At 73.6% G+C, this 16,228-nt stretch carries 12 protein-coding genes; 5 read left to right on the top strand and 7 right to left on the bottom strand.

Going from position 1 to position 16,228, the window contains the following annotated elements:
• The first annotated feature begins 54 nt into the window (after positions 1-54).
• On the top strand, positions 55-1,503 hold the full coding sequence (locus tag AC0665_RS01965) for an MFS transporter (protein ID WP_478605062.1): 1,449 nt from the start codon (positions 55-57) through the stop codon (positions 1,501-1,503).
• Here AC0665_RS01965 and AC0665_RS01960 read toward each other — a convergent pair.
• From AC0665_RS01960 to AC0665_RS01945, 4 genes are all read right to left on the bottom strand, one after another.
• Positions 1,496-2,485, bottom strand: coding sequence for a malate dehydrogenase (locus AC0665_RS01960; RefSeq protein WP_363118520.1), 990 nt, complete (start codon positions 2,483-2,485; stop codon positions 1,496-1,498). The genes AC0665_RS01965 and AC0665_RS01960 overlap by 8 nt on opposite strands.
• Positions 2,486-3,525: 1,040 nt before the next feature.
• Positions 3,526-4,857 (bottom strand): helix-turn-helix domain-containing protein, encoded by a 1,332-nt coding sequence (locus AC0665_RS01955; protein ID WP_478704250.1) that lies wholly within the window; start codon positions 4,855-4,857, stop codon positions 3,526-3,528.
• 365 nt (positions 4,858-5,222) lie between these two features.
• Positions 5,223-5,648, bottom strand: coding sequence for a DUF3017 domain-containing protein (locus AC0665_RS01950; protein ID WP_478704424.1), 426 nt, complete (start codon positions 5,646-5,648; stop codon positions 5,223-5,225).
• A gap of 91 nt (positions 5,649-5,739) precedes the next feature.
• Positions 5,740-6,594, bottom strand: coding sequence for a bifunctional methylenetetrahydrofolate dehydrogenase/methenyltetrahydrofolate cyclohydrolase (locus tag AC0665_RS01945; protein ID WP_468406847.1), 855 nt, complete (start codon positions 6,592-6,594; stop codon positions 5,740-5,742).
• Positions 6,595-6,868: 274 nt separating this feature from the next.
• Here AC0665_RS01945 and AC0665_RS01940 point away from each other — a divergent pair, with 274 nt between their 5' ends.
• On the top strand, positions 6,869-7,447 hold the full coding sequence (locus AC0665_RS01940; RefSeq protein ID WP_363118524.1) for a hypothetical protein: 579 nt from the start codon (positions 6,869-6,871) through the stop codon (positions 7,445-7,447).
• Between the two features lie 342 nt (positions 7,448-7,789).
• The gene (locus tag AC0665_RS01935) at positions 7,790-9,550 is read left to right on the top strand and encodes a protein kinase domain-containing protein (RefSeq protein ID WP_478704249.1); all 1,761 of its coding nucleotides are present in this window, start codon (positions 7,790-7,792) and stop codon (positions 9,548-9,550) included.
• Positions 9,551-9,589: 39 nt separating this feature from the next.
• Here the strand turns inward: AC0665_RS01935 and purH are convergent, their stop codons facing one another.
• The gene (gene purH, locus AC0665_RS01930; RefSeq protein ID WP_468635604.1) at positions 9,590-11,155 is read right to left on the bottom strand and encodes a bifunctional phosphoribosylaminoimidazolecarboxamide formyltransferase/IMP cyclohydrolase; all 1,566 of its coding nucleotides are present in this window, start codon (positions 11,153-11,155) and stop codon (positions 9,590-9,592) included.
• Positions 11,152-11,790 (bottom strand): phosphoribosylglycinamide formyltransferase, encoded by a 639-nt coding sequence (gene purN, locus AC0665_RS01925; protein ID WP_478704248.1) that lies wholly within the window; start codon positions 11,788-11,790, stop codon positions 11,152-11,154. Before purN ends, purH begins: the two co-directional genes overlap by 4 nt.
• Before the next feature lie 306 nt (positions 11,791-12,096).
• Between purN and AC0665_RS01920 the strand changes: the two genes are divergently transcribed.
• On the top strand, positions 12,097-12,894 hold the full coding sequence (locus AC0665_RS01920) for a hypothetical protein (protein ID WP_478605073.1): 798 nt from the start codon (positions 12,097-12,099) through the stop codon (positions 12,892-12,894).
• A 4-nt stretch (positions 12,895-12,898) separates the two neighbouring features.
• Here AC0665_RS01920 and AC0665_RS01915 read toward each other — a convergent pair whose 3' ends face one another.
• Positions 12,899-14,830 carry a cell division protein PerM gene (locus tag AC0665_RS01915; RefSeq protein WP_478704247.1) on the bottom strand — a complete coding sequence of 644 codons (1,932 nt, stop codon included), beginning with the start codon at positions 14,828-14,830 and terminating at the stop codon, positions 12,899-12,901.
• 96 nt (positions 14,831-14,926) lie between these two features.
• Between AC0665_RS01915 and AC0665_RS01910 the strand changes: the two genes are divergently transcribed.
• Positions 14,927-16,192, top strand: coding sequence for a helix-turn-helix domain-containing protein (locus AC0665_RS01910; RefSeq protein WP_478704246.1), 1,266 nt, complete (start codon positions 14,927-14,929; stop codon positions 16,190-16,192).
• Positions 16,193-16,228 lie beyond the last annotated feature (36 nt).

The following is a 16,228-nucleotide window of genomic DNA, read 5'->3' as shown; positions in this document are numbered from 1 at the left end:
CGAGCCTACGGTCGGCAGTGCGATCCCCACCCACCGAGCTCCCGAGGAGGAGCCTTGCCCTCGCACGCCCTGAAACGGCCGGCCCTGCTCGCCCTGTGCGCCTGCGCCCTGGTCGCGCAGAGCATGGTCGCGGCCGTCAACCTGCTGATCCCGCAGCTCAGCGCCTCGTCCCTGCACCCCTCGACCGGCGAGATCCTGTGGACGGTCGACGCCTACGTCATCGTCTTCGCCGGCCTCCTCATCCCGGCCGGAGCCCTCGGCGACCGGTACGGCCGCAAGGGCGCGCTGCTCGCCGGACTCACGCTGTTCGCGGCCGGGGCCGCCCTCAGCGCTCTCGCCCGGGACCCCGCCCTGCTGATCGCCGGGCGCGGAGTCTCCGGGGCCGGGGCCGCTCTGATCACGCCCGCGACGATGTCGATCCTGATGCACCTCGCCGGGCCGCGAGGGCGCGCCCGGGCCATGGCCGCGTGGACACTGGCGCTCGGTCTGGGCGGGCTGGCCGGGAACCTGGGCGGTGGTCTCGCCGGCCAGTACGCGTCCTGGCGGGTCCTGTTCGCGGCCATGGTTCCGCTGGCCGCGCTGCTCGTCGCGGCGGTCGCCGTCACCACCCCCCGCACGGACCGCTCCCCGCACAGCCACCTGGCCCCGGCCGGGACGCTGCTCCTCACCGGCGGACTTCTCGCGGTGCTCTTCGGCATCATCGAGGGCCCGGCGTACGGCTGGACCTCGCCCCGGATCCTGCTCGCGTTCGCCGCGGGCGCCCTGCTCGTCGCCCTGTTCACGATCGTGTCCCTGCGCTCGCGCGCCCCGCTGTTCGACCCGCGCGTCTTCACCGCACCCCGGCTGCGCGCGACGACCCTCGGCATGGCGACCGGCTTCTTCGGCCTGTTCTCCCTGTTCTACGTCAACTCGCAGTACCTGCAAGGCGTCAAGGGCTACGGCCCCGCCCGCACCGGCCTCGCGATCGTGCCGCTGATCATCGGCATGGCCCTGGTGCCCGGGCTGGCCGCCCGCTGGTCCGCCCACCCGCGCCCCGTCATCGGCGGCGGCCTCGCCCTCATCGGCACCGGCCTGCTGGGCGTGTCCACGGCCGGGGCGGCAACGCCCTACCCGCTCTACGCCTGCTGGCTGTTGGTCCTGTCCGCCGGCACCGGGCTGTGCATGCCGGCGCTGACCCTGGGAGTGGTCACGTCCCTGCCGCCCCACCAGGCGGGCCTCGGCTCGGGCCTCGGCACCTCCGCCCGGGAGATCGGCGCGGCCCTCGGCGTCGCGGTCACCGGCACGGTCCTGGCCTCCCACGGCGATCTGCACAGCGGCATGGCACCGGCGCTGCGCGTCGTGGGCCTGCTGGTCCTGGCGGCCACGGTGGCGGTGACCGTGGGATACGGCGGGGCCGGCAAGGACTCCGGCCCCACGAAGCCCGCAGGCCCCGCACCGGAAGCGACCGGTACGGGGCCTGCGTACGAACGCGGAGAGACGGCTCTCGGCGGTGGCGTCAGATGAGACCGAGGCTGCGGACCGCCTCGCGCTCCTCCTCCAGCTCCTTGACGGAGGCGTCGATGCGGGCGCGGGAGAACTCGTTGATCTCCAGGCCCTGGACGATCTCGTACGTGCCGTTCTTGGTGGTGACGGGGAAGGAGGAGATCAGGCCCTCCGGGACGCCGTAGGAGCCGTCCGACGGGATGCCCATGGAGACCCAGTCGCCGTCGGCGGTGCCGTTGACCCAGCTGTGGACGTGGTCGATGGCGGCGTTGGCGGCGGACGCGGCCGACGAGGCGCCGCGGGCCTCGATGATGGCGGCGCCGCGCTTGGCGACGGTCGGGATGAAGTCCTCGGCCAGCCACTTCTCGTCGTTGACGACCTCTGCGGCGTTCTTGCCGGCGATGGTGGCGTGGAAGATGTCGGGGTACTGGGTGGCGGAGTGGTTGCCCCAGATCGTCAGGCGCTTGATGTCGGCGACCGTCGAGCCCGTCTTCTTCGCGAGCTGGGTCAGCGCGCGGTTGTGGTCCAGGCGGGTCATGGCGGTGAACCGCTCGGCGGGGACGTCCGGCGCGGCGGCCTGGGCGATCAGGGCGTTGGTGTTGGCCGGGTTGCCGACGACGAGGACCTTGATGTCGTCCGCGGCGTGGTCGTTGATGGCCTTGCCCTGCGGCTTGAAGATGCCGCCGTTGGCCTCCAGCAGGTCACCGCGCTCCATGCCCTTGGTGCGGGGGCGGGCGCCGACGAGCAGGCCGACGTTGGCGCCGTCGAAGGCGACGTTCGGGTCGTCGGTGATCTCGATGCCCTGGAGGAGCGGGAACGCGCAGTCGTCCAGCTCCATGGCCGTGCCCTCGGCCGCCTTCAGGGCGGGCGTGATCTCCAGCAGGCGCAGCTTCACCGGCACGTCCGCGCCGAGCAGCTGACCGGAGGCGATGCGGAAGAGCAGGGCGTAACCGATCTGGCCGGCCGCGCCGGTGACGGTGACGTTCACGGGAGTGCGGGTCATGGCGTTCTCCGTATGACAGCTGGCGGTAGGGGCGGGGTCCCTGCCCCGGACGTTTGATCGATCTCTTGGCGTCAAGAGATCCATCCAGCGGTCAGGCTATCGCGCATCCGGGATCCCGGACGGCCGGGTCGGTGTGGCCCGGCCCACAACACCTCCCCCGCCCATACAAGAGGCGGCCGCCCGTCCGGGAGAGGAGGACGAAGGCGGCCGCCTGGGGGATACCGACCATGCCGGACTCCCGTGGGGGTACGGTTCGCGTGCCCCCGATCGCCCCGCCCATTCCTCCCGGCCCGAAAAATTTCGCGCCGGCTTCCTCGACGGCGGCAGACCCGGCGGGCGGGCCGCGCACGTGTTCGATACGGCCGCTTTCTCCGCGGTGCGGCGCGGTCGGCTTCTTACGGTCCGGGGCGGCTGCCATTCGACTGGCGGCGGGGTCCGCCGGGGCCCTGCTGGCGGGGCGCGGCCTGCCGCCACCGCATACGGCCCGGCTGCTGAGCGGTGTGGCCGCTTCTCTGCGGTGCGGTCGGCTTCTTTGCGGTCAGGCCCGGCCGCTGTGCGGTGCGGCGGGCTCCTTTACGGCGCGGCTCCGCTGCTGTGCGGCGCGGCCACCTCTCTGCGGTGCGGCCGGCTTCTTTGCGGTCTGGCCCGCCCGCTGTGCGGTGCGGCGGGCTCCTTTCCGGTGCGGCTCCGCCGCTGTGCGGCGCGGCTACTTCTCCGCGGTGCGGTCGGCTTCTTTACGTCCAGCCCTGCTGCCGTTCGGCGCGGCCTGCCGCCACCGCGCACGGCCCCGCCGCTGTGCGGTGCGGCGGGCTCCTTAACGGTCCGGCCCGGCCGCTGTGCGATGCGGCCTGCCGCCACCGCGTACGGCCCCGCTGCCGTGCGGTGCGGCGAACTCCTTATCGTCCGGCCCTGTTGCTGTGCGGTGCGGCTGGCTCCATTACGGCGCGGCCCGGCCGTTGTGCGGCGCGGCGGGCTCCGGTGCGGCTCCGCCGCTTCTCTGCGGTGCGGCGCGGCCTGCCGCATCGGGTGCGGCGGCGCCGCTACTCCGTGCAGCCCTGCTTCCCCGCGGACAGCGTCGCGCAGGCCTTGGCGTCGGTGGCGCCCTTCACGGCCACCATCGGGGTGTACGCGATCGTGTCCCCGGCCGCGGTGATGCTGCCGGACTGCTTCGCCTTGCCCGCGCTGATCTGCACCTCGTCGCCCTGTGCCGCCTGCGTGATACGCCCCCAGGCCGCCTTGCAGGTCTTGCTGTAGCGGACCTCGACCGTAACCGTGCCGACGGTCGCCGTCTGCGCGGTGGTCACCAGGTCACCGCTGCACCCCATGGCCTCCGCGTCCTTGCCGGTGCAGCTGTCGCCGCTGCACTTCACGCCGGGCGGCAGCTTCGGGTCGGCGCTGACGGTCGGCGAGGGCGAGGTGTCGCCGCCCTTGGCCTCGTCTCCGCCCCCGCCGCCGGTGAGATAGAAGGCACCGGCGATCACCACGAGCACGCCCACCACACCCGCGAGGAAGGTCACGGTCCGCTTCTTGCCCGCGGAGGCGGAGCCACGGGACCCACCGGCACCCTGCGAACCACCGGCACCGCCGCTCGCCCCGGCCCGGGCCGGAACGGCGTCCTGCGGTTCGCCGTACGAGCCCGCCCCGGCGCCCGGGGTCCGGCCCGGTCCGACGGGCGAACCGGCGGAGGCGCCGGGAGGCGGGCCGGGCCGGGAGCCCCGGTCGGTGCCGGGCCCGGCGGAGCGCCCGCGGGTCGGCGACGGGCCCTGGTACCCGGCCAGCCCCCATGAGTTGACCTCGGGCTCGGCGGCCCGGCCGCTCTCCTCCCGCACACCCGAGCCGGTGGAGTCCTGGACCTCGGGGGCCGTCGGCTGCACCGGCACGCTCGGGACCACACCGGCCGGTCCCGCGACACCCGGCGTGACGGTGGTGCCACCGCGGCGAGGGGGTGTGCCGCTGCCCGCCGACGCCGCTCTGCCCTCGCCCGCGGACGCCGTTCTGCCACCGGCCTTGGGGTCGGTGAAGTCCTGCCCGCCGAACTCCCCGAGGGCGGCGCGCGCCTGGGAGATCCGTATGGCCTCCATCGTCATGTCGTGCCGCATCTCCGAGCGGCTCCAGGCGCGCTCGGCGAGCTCCCACATGGTGGTGAGGTGCACCGGATTGGTGCCGGTGACCTCGGCCAGGGCGACGATCGCGCCCTTCGGCGCGAGCAGCCGGCCGTTCAGATAACGCTCCCACGACGTCTTGCTGTAGCCCGTGCGGTCCGCCACCGACGCGATGCTCAGACCGCTGCGGTCGACGAGCCGGCGCAGCTGACTGGTGAACTCCCTGATCTGTGGATCGAGCTCATCCGGCAAGGCCTTCCAACGAGGCATTGCTCCCCCTCTTCCCCCCGGTACGTGCTGATATTTCTCGCGCTGTTCGCCCCGCGCGCGGCGGCCCCGGCCGATTCCCCGTTCTGGATACCCACAGGGATGCGCCCACTCAGGATCTCAGTTCCCTGACGGGGGGCGCACTGGAGCATGGTGACCGCGCGCGATACACCCTGGACCGTCCCGATTGTCCACGCCCACCCCGTGCTCGCACCACTTCGTACCGAATCGGAAGCACGACGTACCGGAACTGTCACTTCCGTGCCACAGCGCGCTCACAGCCGTTGAACAGGCCGTTCGCCGTGCCGGAGGGTGGGGCGGGACGGCGGCCCGCCCTTCCTCGGGGGAGAGGACGGGCCGCCGCCCGGTCACTCGTTCGTGACGGTGAAGTGCAGCGTGTCCTTGAGGAACGGGATCTGCAGCAACGGATGCGGCTGTGCCATCAGCGCCAGCAGGACGATCACCAGACCCAGCACGGCGTACGTGACGATGTCCGTGAAGCGGGAGCGGACCGCGAGCATGCCGACGTCCGGCAACAGCCAGCGCAGCGCGCCGCCGCCGAGCAGGGCGGCGCCGATCAGCAACGTCCCGACGCGGAACTGGTCGACCGCCGTCACCAGCAGCCCGACCCCCGTCAGCCCCAGTACGGCGAGCACGGGCCACTGCCGGGCCGGCGCGGGCGCGTCCCGGGGAGCAGCCCGGCCACCGCCCTCGGGGCGCGCGGTGTCCTTGGTGAACAGCGGGAAGCGCCGGGTGACCCGCCGCGGTCGCCCTTCGGCGTCGGGCGCGCTGATGGGATCCCGGACGGTGAGGTCCTCCGGCGCCGCGTGCCCGCTCGGCGTGTCCTGCCCGCCGGGCGCCTCGTGCCCGGCGGGGGCCCGGTGCTCAGCCGACACTGCGCTCCGCCGCCTCGACCACGTTCGCGAGCAGCTGGGCGCGGGTCATCGGGCCGACCCCGCCGGGGTTCGGGGAGATCCAGGCGGCGACCTCGGCGACATCGGGGTGGACGTCGCCCACGATCTTGCCCTCCGCGCTGCGCGAGACGCCGACGTCGAGGACGGCCGCGCCGGGCTTGACGTCCTCGGCGCGGATCAGATGGGCGGAACCGGCCGCGGCGACGATGATGTCGGCGCGCTTGAGGTGCGCCGACAGGTCACGCGTGCCCGTGTGGCACTGGGTCACGGTCGCGTTCTCGCTGCGGCGGGTGAGCAGCAGCGGCATCGGGCGGCCGATGGTCACGCCGCGTCCGACGACCACGACCTCGGCGCCCTTGATCTCCACGCCGTACTGACGGAGCAGGGTCAGCACGCCGTTGGGCGTGCAGGGCAGCGGGGCGGGCTCGTTGAGGACGAGGCGCCCCAGGTTCATGGGGTGCAGTCCGTCCGCGTCCTTGTCCGGGTCCATCAGCTCCAGGATGCGGTTCTCGTCGATGCCCCGGGGCAACGGCAGTTGGACGATGTAGCCGGTGCAGGCCGGGTCCTCGTTCAGCTCGCGGACGGCCGCCTCGATCTCCTCCTGGGTGGCCGTGGCGGGCAGTTCGCGCTGGATGGAGGCGATGCCCACCTGTGCGCAGTCGCGGTGCTTGCCGGCGACGTACTTCTTGCTGCCGGGGTCGTCCCCGACCAGGATCGTGCCGAGGCCGGGCGTGACGCCCTTCTCCTTCAGCGCCGCCACGCGGGCGGTCAGATCGGACTTGATCGCGGCTGCGGTGGCCTTGCCATCGAGAATCTGGGCGGTCATGACCCCATCCTCGCGGATGACCCCGCCGCGGTTCCAATCCGACCGCAATCCGGGCACCCGGGGGCCCCTCCTCCCGTATCCGCCCATGATCAGCGATGTTGCACTTGCACAACACATCGGGAATGCGGCTGGACAAGCCGGTCAGTGGTGCAGAACGATGACCCGACAAGTGCCGCGGGCAGCTCAACGGGGGGACGGTCGCACTACTGAAGATTTCCTCCGTGCGGATGTCACGCGTCGTCCCCGCACTCGGACCAACGGAGGAAAGAGCCCCATGAGCTACGGCGACCCCAACAACCCCTACGGCGCTCCCCAGGGGCAGCAGCCGCAGCAGCCGGGCTACGGATACCCGCAGGACCAGGGGCAGGCTCCCGGTTACGGCTACCCGCAGGCTCCTCCGGTCTCTCCCTACGGCGGTCCCGCCGCGCCGACCACGATGCCGGGCTCGGTGAGCGCGGCCCGCGTGATGATGTGGGTCATCGTCGGTCTGCAGGTCCTCGGTGTGGCCATCTTCGCCTTCTCCGCCGTCGCGCTGAACGCCGCGAAGGACGACGAGTCCCTCAAGGACAACACCGCCTTCCAGGACCTGGTCGGTGACTCGACCGGCCTGATCTGGGGCTACGTGGTGTTCGGCCTGGCCTGGCTGGTGTTCGCGGCGGTCCTGGCGACGAAGTTCAAGAACGGCGGCAACGGCGCCCGGGTCACCATCCTGGTCTTCGCCATCATCACGGCGGTCCTCGGCATCTACCCGTTCGTCATCGTGGGCCTGGTGCACACGATCCTCGCCATCCTGGTGGCCGTCTTCGTCGGCAACGCGGCCGGCAAGGCCTGGTTCAACCGCCCCCGGTACTGAAACGGACCCGGTCGAACGGACCGGTTCACACTTATCGCATCCAAGGGCCGTGTCTCACCCGTACGAGGGGGGCACGGCCCTGGTGCGTCGCCCTGGTCTGACAGGGGCAGCTGATCAGGCGCTGACGCCGTACCCGTGCACAAGGGCCACCGGGTCGGTGTCTTGGAGGAGCGGGACCCCACGTCGATTCCCTGCTCGGTTCACGGCTGACGACACAACTACCCGAGCACACAGGTGATTTGCGCCTGCCGGATATCCGGTGCGCCGTCCGTGTGAAGGGTAGCCTTCGATCAAACTGCCGTGCGATTGCTCGTTGCGAGACCACAGCACATCGGGGGACCCATGTCAGACCAACGGCCGATGCCGCCACACTCGCCGGCGTCCGGGGACGCCGCGTTGGAGCAGGCGGGCGCGAGTCCCTTACGTTCCAGGGACCCCGGACAGATCGGCCCCTACTTACCGCTCGGGCTGCTCGGCAGCGGCGGCATGGGCCGCGTCTACCTCGCCCGTCCCGCCGACGACACCCCCGGTCTCGCCGCCGTCAAGGTGATCCGCCCCGAGTACGCCGAAGACCCCCGGTTCCGGCGGCGTTTCGAGCGGGAGGCCTCCGTGCACACCCGGCTGCGTACGCCGCACGCTCCACCCCTGCTCGGCAGCGGGTTCGAGGACGAGTTGCTGTGGATGGCGACCCGGTACCTGCCCGGCCTCAACCTCGCCGACGCCGTCCGCGAGTGCGGTGCGCTCGAGCCGGCCGGGGTGTGGCGGCTGGTGGCGGAGCTGGGGCGGGCGCTGTCGGCACTGGACGCCGCCGGGGTCGTGCACCGGGACCTCAAGCCGTCCAACGTGATCCTGTCGCCGCAGGGCGCTCACGTCATCGACTTCGGCATCGCGCAGGCCGTCGACAGCAGCTCGATCACCATCACCGGAAACCGGGTCGGTACCCCGGCCTACATGGCGCCCGAGTACCTGCGCGAGGGCCACTGCGACACCGCCTCCGACGTCTTCTCTCTCGCGTGCGCGATCGTCTACGCCGCCACCGGGCACGCCCCCTTCGGGGACGGCACAGGCGTGGACGTCATGCACCGGGTCGCCTTCGAAGAGCCCAAGCGGGACGTCATGGCCGAACTGACAGCCGCGGATCCCGCGTTGGCCGCGCTGCTGTCCGCCTGCCTCGCCAAGGACCCGGGCGGGCGGCCCACCCCGCAGCAGTTGATCGACGCGGCCGCGGCGGCCGGCCACGGCCGCACGTCTTCCTGGCAGGAACCGCTGGCCACCCGTCTGCTCGCCCGGCAGCGGGGCGGTCAGCGGCTGGAACGTTCCTTCGACGAGGAGACCGGCCACTTCCGTGCGCCCACGCCGCCGGGGCGGCACGGCGGCCCGGCGACGCCGCCCGTTCAGGACGCCCCCTCCGCCACATCACCCACCGGCGAGCAGGCTGACCGCCGGAAGCGACAGGCCTCCTTCCTCGCCGTCGCTTGCGTCATCGCCGTGTCCGTCGTGGCCGCGGGCGCCTTCTTCGTCACCCGCCCGGACCTCGACGACGGCGCGTCGGCCGCACCGACGGCCTCCAGCGACGTGCCCCCCAGCGACGGACCGGCTTCTGTCCTGCCAGGTTCCTCCGCCTCGCCCTCCGCCACCGAGGAGAACAAGACCGGCACGGAGGAGGTCAAGGAGGAAGCGCGCGAAGAGACCGACAGGGATGCGTCCGGGTCGGCGGGCAGGGCCGGCGGAGCAGGAAGCACCCCCGGCGGTGGCGCCTCCGCCCCCTCCGGCAGCGGCGATACCGGCAGCGACAGCGGCGGCAGCGCCCAGGCCCCCGCCCCCACCGGCACCGCGACGACACCCGCCACCCCGCCCTGGACCGCCCGGTGCACCCACTACTCCGGCACCGAGCTCACCCGGCGCGGCGACGGTGGCCCGCGCGTCGTGCAGGTGCAGTGCATGCTGACCGAACGCGGCTACGGCCTGGGCGGCACGGGCGTGGACGGACAGTTCGGCGGCTCCACGCTGGCCGCTGTGAAGAAGTTCCAGAGGGCGAAGGGCCTCGCCGCCGACGGCGAGGTGGGACCCGGCACCTGGGCGGCGCTGCGCAGTTCGACGTAGCTGTCGCTCCGGCGCGGCGCCGCCCGGGTGAGGTGTCCGTCAGTGGAAGAAGTGCCGCGTCCCCGTGAAGTACATCGTGACGCCGGCCTTCTGCGCGGCCTCGACGACCAGTTCGTCACGGACCGAACCGCCGGGCTGGACCACGGCCTTCACTCCGGCCTCGGTGAGGATCTCCAGGCCGTCCGGGAAGGGGAAGAACGCGTCCGATGCGGCGTACGCGCCCGCGGCACGCTCGGCACCCGCCCGCTCGACGGCCAGCTTCGCGGAGTCGACCCGGTTGACCTGCCCCATGCCGACGCCGACCGAGGCGCCGTCCTTGGCGAGCAGGATCGCGTTGGACTTCACCGCGCGGCAGGCCTTCCAGGCGAACGCCAGCTCGGCCAGCTCGTCGGCGCTCAGCGCCTCGCCGGTCGCCAGCGTCCAGTGGGCCGGGTCGTCGCCGTCGGCCTGGAGGCGGTCGGTGACCTGGAGCAGCGCGCCGCCGTCGATCGGCTTGACCTCGACCGGGGCGGCCGGGCCCTCGGGGCAGCGCAGCACGCGGATGTTCTTCTTTTTGGTGAGGGCCTCCAGGGCGCCGTCCTCGTAGTCCGGCGCCACGATGACCTCGGTGAAGATCTCCGCGACCTGCTCGGCCATCTCCTTGCTGACCGGGCGGTTGACGGCGATCACGCCGCCGAACGCGGACAGCGGGTCGCAGGCGTGCGCCTTGCGGTGCGCTTCGGCGACGTCCGCGCCGATCGCGATGCCGCAGGGGTTGGCGTGCTTGATGATCGCCACGCACGGCTCGGCGTGGTCGTACGCGGCACGGCGGGCGGCGTCCGTGTCCGTGTAGTTGTTGTACGACATCTCCTTGCCGTGCAGCTGCTCGGCCTGGGCGAGACCACCGCCCTCCGGGGAGACGTAGAGCGCGGCCGGCTGGTGCGGGTTCTCGCCGTAGCGCAGGGTGTGCTCGCGCTCCCAGGTGGCGCCGAGGAAGTCGGGGAACCGCGACTCGTCGACGGGCGCGTAGGAGGAGGCGAACCAGGAGGCGACGGCCACGTCGTAGGCGGCCGTGTGCTGGAAGGCCTCGGCGGCCAGCCGCTTGCGGGTGGTGAGGTCGAAGCCGCCGCTCTGGACGGCCTTGAGCACGTCGGCGTAGCGGGCGGGGCTGGTGACGACCGCGACCGACGGGTGGTTCTTGGCGGCGGCGCGGACCATCGACGGGCCGCCGATGTCGATCTGCTCCACGCACTCGTCCGGGGAGGCGCCGGAGGCGACGGTCTCGCGGAACGGGTAGAGGTTGACGACGACGAGGTCGAACGGCTCGACACCCAGCTCGGCCAGCTGCTCGCGGTGGCTGTCCAGGCGCAGGTCGGCGAGGATGCCGGCGTGCACGCGCGGGTGCAGCGTCTTCACCCGGCCGTCCAGGCACTCGGGGAAGCCGGTGAGCTCCTCGACCTTGGTGACGGGGACGCCGGCAGCGGCGATCTTCGCGGCGGTGGAGCCGGTGGAGACGAGCTCGACCCCGGCCTCGTGGAGCCCGCGCGCCAGCTCTTCCAGGCCGGTCTTGTCGTAGACGCTGACGAGCGCCCGGCGAAGGGGCCGCTTGTTGCTCTCGGCGGTCACTGGATAACTACCTTTCGTCCCTCAATGCGATAGCCGTTGCGGGCGAGGCGCCCCACGACCTCGACGAGCAGCCTTCGCTCGACTTCCTTGATGCGCTCGTGCAGAGCGCCTTCGTCGTCCTCGTCCCGGATCTCCACCACGCCCTGCGCGATGATCGGCCCGGTGTCGACGCCGTCGTCGACGAAGTGGACGGTGCAGCCGGTGACCTTGGCGCCGTACGCGAGCGCGTCCCGCACGCCGTGGGCTCCCGGGAAACTGGGCAGCAGGGCGGGGTGGGTGTTGACGAACCGCCCGCCGAACCGCGCCAGGAACTCCTTGCCGACGATCTTCATGAACCCGGCGGAGACGACGAGGTCCGGGGCGTGGGCGGCGACGGCCTCGGCCAGGGCGGCGTCCCACTCCTCGCGGGTGCCATGGTCCCTGACCCTGCACACGAAGGTCGGCAGCCCGGCGCGCTCGGCGCGGGCCAGTCCCTCGATGCCCGTGCGGTCCGCGCCGACGGCCACGACCTCGGCCCCATACTCCCGCGCACCGACGGCGGCGATCTCGTCGAGCAGCGCCTGAAGGTTGGTGCCGGATCCGGAGACCAGCACGACAAGGCGCTTGGCGCGCGGGGCCACGGGCTTGGCGGCCACGATGGAGGCCTTTCTCGGGGGAGCGTCTGTCCAGGGCGGCCGGGCATCCGGCACTTGTGCATTCATACAAATGCTTCGCCTCCCCGGATACGGGGAAGCCTACGAACCGGCCGACCGTCAGCAACGATACCGGCACACCGGACGGCCCCCACGGGACGGGGGCGGGGCCGGAAGGTAGCGTCTGGGCGGAGCCGGTTCGGGAACGACGTCCGGACGTGGTGCGTTCAGGAGGTGACGGACCCGGGTCCGACGCCGTTCCGTTCTGTCCACCCATTCCTCCTCATCAACGGGAAGACGCTCACTTTGATGCCGGACCGCAGCCTGCGACTCCTCACGTTCCCCCAGCTGTCGCCGCAGGGAGGGGAGCGCGGCGCCGTGCTGCTGCGGGAGCGCCCCAGCTCCCCGCCCGACGCGCCTTCCGGCGGGGACGGCGGGCACGGGCGGGGGCGCGGGTCCCAGGAGGACAACCCCTTCGCCCCGCCGCCCGAGGGCACGCCGGACCGGCCCTGGCAGCCGCGGCGACCCACGGGTGACGGCTCCGAGGACTCCCACGGCTCACAGGACGGTGGCGGTCGCGACCGCGCGCCCTGGGGCAGCCAGTGGAGCGACCAGCAGCCCGGCCGCTCCCCCGGCGGCTTCGGTGAGCGTCCCCGCAGCGGGCCCGAGGGCCAGGGCGGACCGCAGGGCGGCGGCCCGAACATGCGCTGGGACCCGACGGACCCCGCGCAGCGCCGGGCCCGCTATGCGCTGCTGTCGGGCATGTGGGCCTTCTTCTTCGCCCTCTTCAGCTGGCCGTACGTGGCTCTGCTGCTCGGCGCGCTGGCCCTGTACTGGGCCATCAGCTCCCTGCGCGCCAAGCCCCGCAGGCCCGACCCGGACTCCCCCGCCCCCGAGCAGCAGGGCGGCCGCCCGACGACGGCGGCGGTGAGCGGCCTGGTCACGGCGTCCCTCGCGATCGCCCTGGTCGCCGCCTCCTTCACGGCGCAGATGGTCTACCGCGACTACTACACGTGCACCACCGACGCCCTCACCAACGAGGCGGAGCAGGCCTGCACCTCGCTGCTGCCGGAGGAGCTCCGGGGGCTGCTGGGGACGGACGACTGACGCCTCAGGACTTCTCCGGCGCGGCGGGCCGGCCGGGCGGGGCCGGAGGGTCGCGGCGCTCGGGAGCCGGGCCGGAGGGCAGGAAGCCGTAGCGCCCCCGGTCGGCGTCCGGGTCGCGTCCGAGCGATCCGTACGGGGCGTCGTCCTCGACGTCGGCGACACCGGCGCCCCACAAGCCGGGGGCGTCGTCCTCGGCGTCGGCGAGCGCGCCGCCCCACAAACCGAGGGCCTCGTCCTCACCTCCGGCCCACCCGGCGGCCCGGCTCCCCCGGGTCGCTCCGGCACCCCCGGCGGCCTCGGCACCTGCGGCCCCCCGGGCGGCGTCGGCGGCACCGGTGCCCCACAAGCCGAACAGGTCCTCCTCGTCCCCGGCACGAGTGCCGTCGGCCCGTCCGGCAGGCCTGTCCGGGGCGGCGGCCCCGGTGGCGCCGACCACTCCCGCGATTCCGGCGACGGAGGTGCGGGTGAACCAGCCTCGGCCGCGACGGGAGCCTTGTCGGAGTCGGCCGGCCCTGTCAGGGGCCTCGGCCGCGTCCTCGCGCTGCTTGCCGATCTTCGGCTCGTCCGTCCCGGGCGTGCGGCAGCGCCAGGCCCGTACGCCCATCGCCGTCGGGACGGCCAGCAGTCCCAGCCAGGCCACAGTCGCGGCGGCGACCTGCCACCACACCGGGCCGAAGCGGGACAGCACGCCGGAGCCGAGGGGGCCGCCCGACAGCGCGGCCAGAGCCCCGAGCACCGCCGCGCCCAGCACCGACGCCAGCGCCGCCGCCCGGGCGGTGCGGCCGGCCGACCAGACGACCTGCGGACGCGGGTGGCCCGGCCGCGTCCCGCCCGGCTCCCCGGCTGCCGCGCCCTCGGCCACCGTCCAGCCGACGGTCACCCCGGCGGCCACCGCCACCAGCCCGGCCGCCGCCCAGTGCACCGGCGTCCCCTCCCCCGCCTCCGGCACCGCCGCCAGCAGCGGAAAGGGCGGCAGGTAGGGAGCCGGTGCCGAGGACAGCGGGCCGACCGCATGACCGGCGCCGAGGGCGAACCCCGGGCCGAGGGCGTAGGCGGCGCCCCACACCGCCGCGTTGGGGAGCAGAGCCGCGCACAGCAGCAGCACGGCGAACCGCCCCGACCACCCCTCGGTCAGCCGGAGCAACGACGCCTGGGCCGTCGCTCCGTGCCCCAGCAGCGACACGGTCATCAGCAGCGCACCGCCCCCGAGGAGCACCGCCGTCCCGGCGACCGCGGCCCGGGCGGCGACACCCGGGCGGCCGTCCGGGCCGAGCACCAGCGGACGTACTCCCGTCGGCAGCACGCGCAGCAGCCGACGCAGCGGCCGCTGTGGACAGCCGTACGCCGACCACACACCCGCCCCCGCCGCCACGACGGCGACCATCGGGACGCACACCCCCGTCCACCCCCACGCCGGGCGCAGCACACCGCCGGCGGCGTACAGGGCGGCGGGCGCGGCGACGGCGAGGTAGCCGAGGACGACACCCGTCCATGCCGTGCGCGGGGCCACGAGGGGCCGGGGCGCGACCGGCACGGGGGCCGTGCCGGACTCGTCGTCCTCGTCCTCTCCGCCGCCGTCCACGGCGTCCCGTCCCGCCCGGTGCAGCAACCACACCGGCAGCGTCAGCAACAGCAGGGGCGGAACGCCCAGGGGGGCGGGGACGCCGGAGAGCGTGTCCGAGCGGACCAGCTCGGCACCGTGCGCCAGCAGCCACAGCGCCGCCGCCACGTGCATCGCACCGCCGGGGCCGCTGTCCGGGTACGGCGAACTGATCCACAGCAGCATCACGAGCACGGCGAACGACGCGAGCCCCAGGCCCGCCGCCAGCGCGCCTCCCATGAGGCCGCCCGCCAGTCCGGGCGAACGGTCGCGCATCCGGCTGAGCAGGGGCGACGGCGAACGTCGGCGAGCGGTCATCTCGGTCACGACCGCCATGCTCCCAACGACACGCGCTTTCCCGTCGTAACAGGCGAACCACCGCTGTGTCGCTCAATATACGTTTATGTACTTTTCCGGACGGAGGGGCGCCCTGTGACGCAGAGCCCTGCCATCCCCCTACCCCCGCCGAGGGAACGCCGACGCCTGCGCGAGGCCGCCTCGCTGACGCGCGCTCAGCTGGCCTCCCGGGTGGGCGTCACCAGCGAGACGGTGCGCGGGTGGGAGACCGGCCGCTCCACGCCGCGTGGCCGCAAAGGGGAGAAGTACGCGAAGCTGCTCAACTCACTGGGTGACGAGGCGGAGGTGACCGCCCCTCAGGAGGCGAGCGCCGACGCCGGTGAGCCGGCCCCTGCCTCCGGGGCGGCAGCCGCACGGCGAGCCGCCCGGGCGCGACGCAAGGGTGCCGCCACCGACCGGAAACGGCCCGCCGCCAAGGACCGGGGGCGCGGCCCCGTCACCGTCCCCGACCGCAGCCACGACCCCGTCCCGCACGGGCACCGCGTCATCCTCACCGGCCGTCCGCGCACGACGTCACCGCGCCGGCCGGACGACGCCGTCACCGCCCTGACCCCCGACGAGGCCTTCGACGCGCTCTACGCCTTCTGCGCCCCCGCGCTCGTGCGGCAGACCTATCTGCTGACCGGCCGCCGTGAACTGGCCCGGGAGTCCGTGGAACGGGCCTTCCAGATCGCCTGGCAGCGCTGGCCCGAGGTGGCCCGCGACCGCGACCCGGCGGGCTGGGTGCGCGCGGTGGCGTACGAGTGCGCGCTCTCCCCGTGGCACCGGCTCCGGCCGCGCTACCGGTACCCCGAGCCGCCCCCGCCCGACGCCTTCGACCGCGCGCTGATGGACACCCTGCTGAAGCTCCCCCCGTGTTACCGCCGCACGCTGGTGCTCTACGACGGGGTCGGCCTCGGTCTGCCGGAGACGGCGGCGGAGACGGAGGCGAGCACCCGCGCCGCGGTGAACCGGCTGGCGCACGCGCGCGAGGCCGTCGCCGAACGGCTGCCCGAGCTGGCGGACCCGGAGACACTGCACTGGCGGCTCGTCGAACTGGCCTCCACCGAGCGGCTGCGGGCCTCCAAGCCGCTGACCGTCCGCAGAGGCGGGGAGCGCAGGGCCCGCTTCTGGACCCGGGCCGCCATCGCCTTCACGGTCGCCCTGATCGGCACCACGGCCCTGACCGCCCGCACGGCCCCCACCCACTACGAGCCACCGGTCCCGGCGGGAGAGACGGTTCAGGGCGTGCCGCCGCCGGTCGCGCCCGGGCCGCTGTCGGAGTCGGAGCGGGAACTGCGCGCGAAGCTGCGCGAGGAGGAGCAGCAGGGTCCGGAACGGTTGCTTCCGCAGCCTTGGTGAGGGTTTGCGGGAGCGCGGAAACGGCAGAGGGGGCTC

This window comes from Streptomyces sp. NPDC043685 (genome assembly GCF_056436585.1).
This window is presented reverse-complemented; position numbering and strand designations above follow the sequence as displayed.

Bases quoted from the DNA above. Each gene is read 5' to 3' on its own strand.
- AC0665_RS01960 (WP_363118520.1), bottom strand. From the start codon at position 2,485: ATGACCCGCACTCCCGTGAACGTCACCGTCACCGGCGCGGCCGGCCAG.
- AC0665_RS01955 (WP_478704250.1), bottom strand. From the start codon at position 4,857: ATGCCTCGTTGGAAGGCCTTGCCGGATGAGCTCGATCCACAGATCAGG.
- AC0665_RS01945 (WP_468406847.1), bottom strand. From the start codon at position 6,594: ATGACCGCCCAGATTCTCGATGGCAAGGCCACCGCAGCCGCGATCAAG.
- AC0665_RS01940 (WP_363118524.1), top strand. From the start codon at position 6,869: ATGAGCTACGGCGACCCCAACAACCCCTACGGCGCTCCCCAGGGGCAG.
- AC0665_RS01935 (WP_478704249.1), top strand. From the start codon at position 7,790: ATGTCAGACCAACGGCCGATGCCGCCACACTCGCCGGCGTCCGGGGAC.
- AC0665_RS01920 (WP_478605073.1), top strand. From the start codon at position 12,097: ATGCCGGACCGCAGCCTGCGACTCCTCACGTTCCCCCAGCTGTCGCCG.
- AC0665_RS01915 (WP_478704247.1), bottom strand. From the start codon at position 14,830: ATGGCGGTCGTGACCGAGATGACCGCTCGCCGACGTTCGCCGTCGCCC.